Here is a 7,840-nt window from a genome sequence, read left to right on the forward strand (position 1 = left end):
CTCACGCTATCTGCCACTGGCGCGTGGCACCGTGCTCGAATTAGCTGCCAATGTGCTCGCCATCATCCGGCGCTGCTCGCAAACGAGGCGTCGCACTCACGTTATCTGCCAACAGCTTCGACCGCCAAGGGGAGGTCGATCAGACGGCCATAGGTTGTCCCGTTTCTCCATCTGCACCGGGCAGTTTCGGGAAAAGCCAATCGGGAACACATTTCGGGAAAATGGCGCCCTCGTTGCCATCGAGCGCGCCTTCCCGCCGTCAGCCGTCCCACGCGACCTTCGTTTGAGGGAAACATGCCAAATGCCTTATGCCGAGAAGGATCACTCACTTTCGAGGCGTTGAAATGCGAGTTCCAGATTATCCGACGGCCGACTCCGCGAGCTGGGCGGCAGTTGATGAGTATCTTACCGGTCTGCTCGCGCCTGAGGACGAGCATCTACGATCTGCATTGGCCGACAATGCAGACAACGACCTGCCGGCCCACGATGTGTCTGCCACGCAAGGGAAAATGCTGGCGCTCTTTGCCCGGATGGTCGGAGCCACGCGCGTTCTGGAGATCGGAACGCTCGGGGCGTACAGCACCATTTGGATGGCGCGTGCGCTGCCGATCGGCGGCAAAGTTGTTACGATCGAGTATGATGAGAGGCACGCCGCTACGGCACAGCGGAACATCAATCGTGCCGGATTGAGCGAGTTGATCGAACTTCATGTCGGTAAGGCGCTCGATGTTCTGCCGACGTTAGCGGGTCCATTCGATCTTATTTTCATCGACGCGGACAAGCCGAACAATCCGGATTACCTTCGGTGGGCGCTTCAACTCTCCCGGCCTGGAACGGTCATCGTCGGCGATAACGTCGTGCGTGGCGGTGCGGTGAAAGACCCGGCGAGTGAAGATGCGAACGTGCAGGGCGTTCGCGCCTTTTTAGAGATCATCGCGTCCGAGCCGCGTCTGGACGCGACCGCGATCCAGACGGTTGGCGAAAAAGGCTGGGACGGCTTCGCCTTGGCGATCGTGCGCGACTGACGGATACGGCCAGAGCTTTCCCGTTCAACCATCCTTCTGGGAAGCTCTCGGCCGTCTCAGTGGCCGTTTCTTCCGGGAAGAGGGTGATAGCCCGCCGGGCTTGGGGTTCCTGCCATAATGAAGCATCAAGGCGCCATGGACGACGATCTTCCGGACTTCCGCACCCGTGCCTCCCTGCGCGACGATTTGACCCGTATCGGGCTGCGAGCAGGCGATACCGTGATGGTTCACGCTGCCATGAGTAAGGTCGGGCCTCTTCTGAATGGACCGGACGCGCTGTCGAACGCCATCCTCGATGTGGTTGGCTCCGAAGGCACGATGCTCGTCTATACGAGCTGGGATAGCGTTCACGACGACCTACTGGACGACGATGGCCGCGTTCTACCCGAATGGCGTGACCACGTGCCTGGGTTCGACCAGCAGGCATCGCGTGCGGTGCGGATGAACGGCATTATCGCCGAGTTCGTTCGGACGATGAAGGGCGCGCGACGGAGTGCCAACCCCGGCGCATCCGTGGCGGCGGTCGGCAAGCTGGCGGACTGGATCACGGCCGATCACCGCCTCGACTATGGTTTCGGCGAGAACACTCCTCTGTCCAAGCTGGTCGAAATTGACGGGCGAGTTCTGATGGTTGGCGCGCCGTGGGACACCATGACGTTGGTCCATCATGCCGACCACCTTGCTAACATAGCCGATAAGCGAACGATCCGGATCGAAGTGCCGTTTGCAGGCGCCGATGGCACGGAATGGCACTTCATGGAGGAGTTCGAGACTGGCGACCCGATCCACGAGGATTTGCCTGAAAACTACATCGAGCAGATCGTGACCGCCTATGTCGAGGATGGCGGGGGCAATCAGGGTGCGATCGGCGCTGCGCCGTCGTTGTTGGTCGATGCTCGTCCGGTGCTCGCCTTCGCCATTCGGTGGCTGGAAGCGTGGGCGGTTCAGCATCAGGCGAGTGCGATCGGAGCTGCTTCGCCTCTTTCCCGATAATCCATCGTTTTCGGCAGACCGTGGTGCCGCGCCATTTCAAGTATTGCCCTCGGCGCCCTGTAAGCAGACGTTCCGCTTCCCTGCCAAAGTCGGACACTACATGCCCTCGAGCGCTAGGGCATAAAGCTTCGAGAAGGCAGGTGTCCGCGAGGCAATCTGGGCGAGCTCAGATGCGTAGACATCAGGATGGAGGTAAAGAAACTCCCGGATCGGTCCACCCGCGAGACCTTCTTGACACCAATCACTGAGATTTTGCCTAGCCGCCACCTCGAAAACGAGCAGAGCGGACTGCGGGTCCTGATAAATCAAATCGTCGAGCTCGAAGTAGTATCTGCGATCGCGTTCAACACGCACGACGTATGGATCTTGAGAATACTCGTTTATCCATCCCTGCGCGATCCGATCCACGTCGCTCGCGTTAATCATCGACTCACGCCCTTGATCCATCTGCCCTCCGTATCAGGGCGCTGGTGACTGCCTGCCTTCTGATTCCCGCCGATCGAACCCTACCGCATCATCCCACACACCCGATCACTTTTGCAGGCGGGGTCTGTCTTGCGAGCTGCTGCCATCAGTTGGCCAGTTTCGTTCAGCGCTCGGTATGCAGGATCGGCATCCTGCCGTCTCGCGCAATCGAGTAAGAGATGGGTCATGGCCTCGGTGTCGCGGCCATGAGCGCTCAGCACGGCCGCGGACTCCATCTCACTTGTTTGAAGTGTGCCATCGGCCTTCATACGCTTACCCTCGAAGAGAAATCTAGCTGTAGACTGAACCGCCAGCTCAAGGTTCGGCTTTGGGCCGCCTAACGCAATCTGCCTGCCGTAGTAGAATGCGGCCACGCAGTGGGCGTGGTTGAAGCTGTCGAGCGGTGAAGACGATGCTGTCCCACACGCACTGAGTCCGATAAGCGCCGAGACAGCGACGTAAGTCCGGCAGGCCGGCATCATGATGTAATCCCAAGCATAAGCTGTCTATCGGGATGGCACATCTCCGCTACCAATCCGCTAACAAAAGCGCGGCGCGAGGCACCGCCGCCGTGACCAAGCCCGCTGCTGGTGCAGCGGGTCCAAGAGCGCAGGAGCCGTGATGGGGCCACCTCAGCGGGGGCAGCGCTGCGCTGCTTGGGGGCTCCACGCTGCCCCCGCTGCCACGAGGCGTGTCGCACTTCGGCTTGAAACCGCAGGCTTGTGCCGGCTTGGCAACAGCGGCTTAACCAGCGGCCGAACTCTTAACTTGGCTCAATAGTCGAGGTTGCGTTTTTCCATCTGTGCGGCCGCGAGGTCCGCGACCGGACCAGCGCCTTCGGCCAGCTCGTAGATCGCTATCACAGCCCTGTCGTCGAGACGCTCGACCATTGCCTGGACCGCTGACCAGTTAGCCACGTCGAGCGCGACCGTCGTGCTTTCGTTACCGGACACGGCGATCGGCCGCATCAGCCATCTTCGACCAGCGATCGGCCGAATGCAGCATACGGTCCCTAGCATGGGGCAGAACGAGCTGCTGGGCCTCGGCAAGGTCGGCCGCTGCCCTCGCGCGGTAGTCGGCTGCGGTATCGGCCATGAAGTCCCCTCAGTTTAGGCCAGCGTTCTAAAACCCTGGCCCGTTTATCACTTGCCGTTCATCCGATCGCGGACCGCCTTCGCCGGCGCGAACGTCAGCTTGCGTGACGCCGCGATCGTGATCGCCTCGCCCGTCGACGGGTTGCGCCCCTGGCGCTCTGGGGTGTCCTTCAGCTTGAACTTGCCGAACCCGTTGAGGCTGACTTCCTCGCCGGTCGCGACAGCCGCGGTGATGTTCGCAAGGATCGCATCGATGACCTTCCTGGCGTCCGCCTTTGCGAGGCCATGGGTATTGGAGAGCTGTTCGGCCAGATCGGATGTCGTCGTCATGAACACGTCCCGGTGGTGAATGATTGGACCGGCCTTAGCCCGGTTCACGTCGCGCCGCCATCGGGAGTTGCCTCCTGCGCGCTCATCTCGCCCTCATAGGGGCGGACGAGCTTCAGGGCGTCTTCATAGCTGCCGTCGAGCCATGCCGTGAAATCGCGAGGGTGAAGGATCGCCGGCATTGCCTTGGGATGCCAGGGATCGACGGTGGGGTTGGGAGAGGTGGTGCAGAAGGCATAGGCATCGCCGCGCTCGGTCGGCCGCCACAGACCGGCGAAGAAGGCGATGGGCTGGTCGGGCAGCGAAAACCACATCTGGCGGGGTTTGCCGTCATCGCCCTTCCCGCCCTCGGGATGTGGTTCGGCGAAATGCGTGAACGGGACCAGGCAGCGGCGATCGGGACTGGCGATCGACGGCTTCCACATCGACGATGAGAGATTCCGCGCATTGGTGACGAACTTATCCAGCTTGACCGCCGGGTCGCGCTTGCTCGCTACCTTAGTCGGGAAGCCCCATTCCATCGTGATCGGCTCAAGCGGGCGGTTACCCTCCCCTGCCCGCCTGACGACCAGACCATAGCGCGCGGTCTTCTTGCCGGTCGGAAAAATCTCGCGCGGCACCGGATAGGTTTCGTCCTCGGGATAAGGCGGCTCGAAACCTACCGCCCGCATCACCGCGGCCTGTTTGGCGCTCAGCCGATATCGGTTGCAGATCGGTCCGGCTCCTTCATCGTGCCCAGGCTAGAAGAACTCCCGGCCACCGCGATACTCGCGCCAGGCATTATCCCATTTCGTGCCAACGTCGCCACTCACCGGCCGCGCGCCGACGTCGAATCCGGCCATCACGTCGTCGATATGCGGTGCCGGCACCGGAATGTTGAACGGCGCGATCCTACGCGCCTTCAAGTGCCAGACATAGGCGAGCTCGTGATCGGTGACCGGCGCGGCCTTCCCCCACGCCACGTCCTGGAACTGGCGCTGCGCCGCGCTCCTCGGCCGACGCTCGCGCAGACGCAGCGCATCGTAGAACAGCAGATGCTCGCGCAGCAGCGCCTCGTAGCGTTCGATCGTGCCCGGATTCTCGCCGCTCTGCTCCGCCATGCCTCACTCCGTCAGTGCGGGTGAAAACCCTCGCAAAACTCAATCCGATATGCTAGCCCGCACTATTCATGAGGCCTCCGCTCCGGGTTCGTGCGAGCATGGTTTGTCGGTCGTCGGGTGATCAGAGCAAGCTCCTCCGGCGGTTTTTTTCACCGCGTCAGGATCGATGGGCTTTTCGAGGTTGAAGGACGAGGGCTCGGGCTTTGGGCGGCACTGCCGCGCTGGTTATGTGGGTGCCGGCCGGAGGCCGGTGGCAATGGTTCTGAACAGGCTGGCATCGGGACAGGCTGACGCGAAGGCGACGCGGATGCGCGTAGCGGTTTCGATGACGCGGGCGGCGACCTTGAGCAACCGCAGGCGCAGCGTTGCGAACTCGGCGGTGGCGAGCGCGGCAGCCTTCGGGATTTCCTGCTGGATGCGCCACACGAGCCAGTAGGCGGCGGTGTGCAGGATGAGGCGCATCTGGTTGGCATTGGCTGAGCGGCACGAGGTACGATCGCTGGCAAGCTGGGTCTTGTGGCGCTTGATCAGGTTCTCGGCGTTGCCGCGCGCGCAGTAGAGGGTGTCGTAGATATGCTCAGCCGAACCTTCGGCCAGCGAGGTGACGACATAGCGGATGTCCATGCCCAGCGTGCTGGCCTCGATCCGGGCGACGACGCGGCGCTGGCACTTCCAGCTCTTCGCGCCGTAGCGGGTCTCGGCATAGTTGCGCAGGACCGGATATTGGCGCTGAGCCCGCTTAACCGCGCAGGCATCGGCGGCAGCGACGATTTCGGGATCAGCACGCAGCGCGGCGTTGGTCGGCAGGCCGAACACGTAGTCGACGCCGGCCGCCTCGCAGAAGGCCATGACCTCGGGCCGGCCATAGTGCCCGTCGCCGCGGATGGTGATGTGCGTTTCGGGCCAGTGCCGGCGCAGATGGCGCACCAGGCGCCGGATGTGGCCGGCAGCTTCGGCGCCCGACGGTGTCTTGCCGGTGCGCAGCAGCATCGCCACCGGTCGGCCGGTGGCAGTGTCGTAGACATGGATCGGCAGGAAGCAGCGCTCGCCATGATGCCCGTTCCAGAAGGAGAGCTGCTGATAGCCATGAACAACGTCACAGGTGTCATCGATATCCAGCGTCACCGCCGCCGGCGCGGCGGGGTAGCTGGTGCAGTAGATGTCGATCATCGCGGCCATCATCCTGGCCAGTTCGCGTGTGGTCGGCGCATTTTCCCACCGGCTCATCGTCGGTTGGCTGGCCAGCCCCGCGCCCGATCCCGGCAGCTTGCCCAGCGCCAGACGGAAGCCCGGATCGTCGCGCAGAGCGTCGAGATCATCGGCGTCTTCATAGCCGCAGGCGATCGCGAACACCCGGGCACGCAGGATGTCATCAAGGCGATGGATCACCCGCACAGGGTCCCGCGGATCGGCAATGCAAGCCGCAAGCCGCCGGCAAAGCCCCATCGCGCGCTCGGCCTGTGCCAGCAGCAGAACACCGCCATCCGAGGTGAGCCGACCTCCGTCGAACGCGGCTGTGATCTTCTTGCGCCCGATCGCTGGAAACGAAAATCCCGGCGCGCTATCATCGCTCCCGGCGGGTGTGGCCCGTGGCATAAATTGCCTCGCTGCAGGACTGGTCTAGACACCCATTTTCCTACATCAAAGCAATCGCTTACACCACTCCCGCCAACCCTGCTGACTGAGCCCGATGAATAAGCCGGGCTAGGCTTTGCAAGCCTAATTCTGACCAGCACGGTCAGCTATGGATTGAGGAAGGAGCGGCCATGTTGAACCACGAAACTGGCCAGATGAACTGGGATCGGTATCCGATTGGTGGGTCATCGCTTCCCAGCTCGTCCTACTATGCCAGCCCTGAGAATATGTACGATCTGAGCACACCCCGCGGGCGGGAATTGATGGATCAGGTTCTCCCATCGGTGGAGGAATCTCAGATTGCTGAAGGCACTAATGGCTGGGTCGTTGTATTCGTTCTTATCCTGTTAGTAATTGCTTTTTTTATCGTACCCTTCAATTCCTAAGCTGAAATCGTCTCGGATCGACCGGAACGCCATCTTTCCACAATTCGTAGTGGAGATGCGATCCGGTTGATTTCCCGGAGCTGCCTACGCGACCGATCACGGCGCCTGCATCGACGCTGCTTCCGACCTGCAGACCGGACCGTTCCTGCATGTGGAAGTATTTGCTCTGTGAGCCGTCACCGTGCTGCAGAACCACATAATTGCCGGCACCGTTAGCCTGGTAGTCGTTTCGGATGACCTGGCCCGATGCAGGTGCCCGGATCTCCGTCCCTGCCGGCGCGGCGATATCCACGCCACGATGATGACGGCCCGGTTCGCCTGTCACTGGATCGACCCGACCGCCCATACCGGAACTCAGTCGGCCCGAGATCGGCAGGATCGCACGTTCGCCACGAGGGACTTCGAAGACGTGGCTGGAGCCACTACCGATCCCTAAATTGTCGCGCACCCAATCCCGTGTTGCCTCGACGCCCGGGACAGTTGCACCGATCCATGAATCGTTTCGATCCTGAACATGCTCCCCAAGGCGCGTTGCCGTGCCTCTCGCCTCATCAACCTGATTGCCGACCTCGAATGCGCCACGGGTGATGCGCACTGACGCAGTCGGAATCGCGTCTGCGACATTGCCGGCCAGGTCGAGATCGCGCGAACTCTCCCGGATCGACACGTCCGGCCCTTGCGCCCTGACGCCGGCTGCGCGCTGGTTGCCCCATTGGTTTACCGCACCCGGGGTCGCCGATGCGGGGCCATGCAACTGCCCCGACAGACGCTCAGGCACGCTTACACCCAGTTCGTCGCGGACCGATGCGACGCGG

11 protein-coding genes are annotated in these 7,840 nt (G+C 62.2%); 3 read left to right on the top strand and 8 right to left on the bottom strand.

Annotated elements, in window-relative coordinates; genetic code table 11:
* The first annotated feature begins 344 nt into the window (after positions 1 to 344).
* Complete coding sequence (locus tag KAY22_RS21275; protein ID WP_286881412.1) at positions 345 to 1,025, top strand: O-methyltransferase; 681 nt, start codon at positions 345 to 347, stop codon at positions 1,023 to 1,025.
* 135 nt (positions 1,026 to 1,160) lie between these two features.
* A complete protein-coding gene (gene aac(3), locus KAY22_RS21280) occupies positions 1,161 to 2,018 on the top strand; it encodes an aminoglycoside 3-N-acetyltransferase (protein WP_286881410.1) in 858 nt (285 codons plus the stop codon).
* Positions 2,019 to 2,114: 96 nt separating this feature from the next.
* On the opposite strand, the gene KAY22_RS21285 is transcribed toward aac(3), so the two are convergent.
* From KAY22_RS21285 to KAY22_RS21315, 7 genes are all read right to left on the bottom strand, one after another.
* On the bottom strand, positions 2,115 to 2,465 hold the full coding sequence (locus KAY22_RS21285; RefSeq protein ID WP_296625230.1) for a hypothetical protein: 351 nt from the start codon (positions 2,463 to 2,465) through the stop codon (positions 2,115 to 2,117).
* Between the two features lie 791 nt (positions 2,466 to 3,256).
* Complete coding sequence (locus tag KAY22_RS21290) at positions 3,257 to 3,451, bottom strand: hypothetical protein (RefSeq protein ID WP_010409232.1); 195 nt, start codon at positions 3,449 to 3,451, stop codon at positions 3,257 to 3,259.
* Positions 3,426 to 3,578, bottom strand: a complete 153-nt coding sequence (locus KAY22_RS21295) for a hypothetical protein (protein WP_007406311.1) — start codon at positions 3,576 to 3,578, stop codon at positions 3,426 to 3,428. Before KAY22_RS21295 ends, KAY22_RS21290 begins: the two co-directional genes overlap by 26 nt.
* 47 nt (positions 3,579 to 3,625) lie before the next feature.
* The gene (locus KAY22_RS21300; protein WP_010409234.1) at positions 3,626 to 3,907 is read right to left on the bottom strand and encodes an HU family DNA-binding protein; all 282 of its coding nucleotides are present in this window, start codon (positions 3,905 to 3,907) and stop codon (positions 3,626 to 3,628) included.
* A gap of 44 nt (positions 3,908 to 3,951) precedes the next feature.
* Positions 3,952 to 4,617, bottom strand: coding sequence for an SOS response-associated peptidase family protein (locus KAY22_RS21305; protein WP_286881415.1), 666 nt, complete (start codon positions 4,615 to 4,617; stop codon positions 3,952 to 3,954).
* A 27-nt stretch (positions 4,618 to 4,644) separates the two neighbouring features.
* Entirely contained in the window at positions 4,645 to 5,004 is a 360-nt protein-coding gene (locus tag KAY22_RS21310) for a hypothetical protein (protein ID WP_286881408.1), read from the bottom strand.
* A 225-nt stretch (positions 5,005 to 5,229) separates the two neighbouring features.
* Positions 5,230 to 6,600: an IS1380 family transposase gene (locus KAY22_RS21315; protein ID WP_020817822.1), complete on the bottom strand. Its 1,371-nt coding sequence runs from the start codon at positions 6,598 to 6,600 to the stop codon at positions 5,230 to 5,232.
* Positions 6,601 to 6,770: 170 nt separating this feature from the next.
* Between KAY22_RS21315 and KAY22_RS21320 the strand changes: the two genes are divergently transcribed.
* A complete protein-coding gene (locus KAY22_RS21320) occupies positions 6,771 to 7,025 on the top strand; it encodes a hypothetical protein (RefSeq protein ID WP_296625231.1) in 255 nt (84 codons plus the stop codon).
* On the opposite strand, the gene KAY22_RS21325 is transcribed toward KAY22_RS21320, so the two are convergent.
* A partial coding sequence (locus KAY22_RS21325; RefSeq protein ID WP_296625232.1) for a M23 family metallopeptidase occupies positions 7,015 to 7,840 on the bottom strand: 826 nt, incomplete at its 5' end. The two genes, KAY22_RS21320 and KAY22_RS21325, sit on opposite strands and share 11 nt — an antisense overlap.

Origin of the sequence: Rhizorhabdus sp., assembly GCF_018006725.1 — a bacterium.
Taxonomy (GTDB): domain Bacteria; phylum Pseudomonadota; class Alphaproteobacteria; order Sphingomonadales; family Sphingomonadaceae; genus Rhizorhabdus.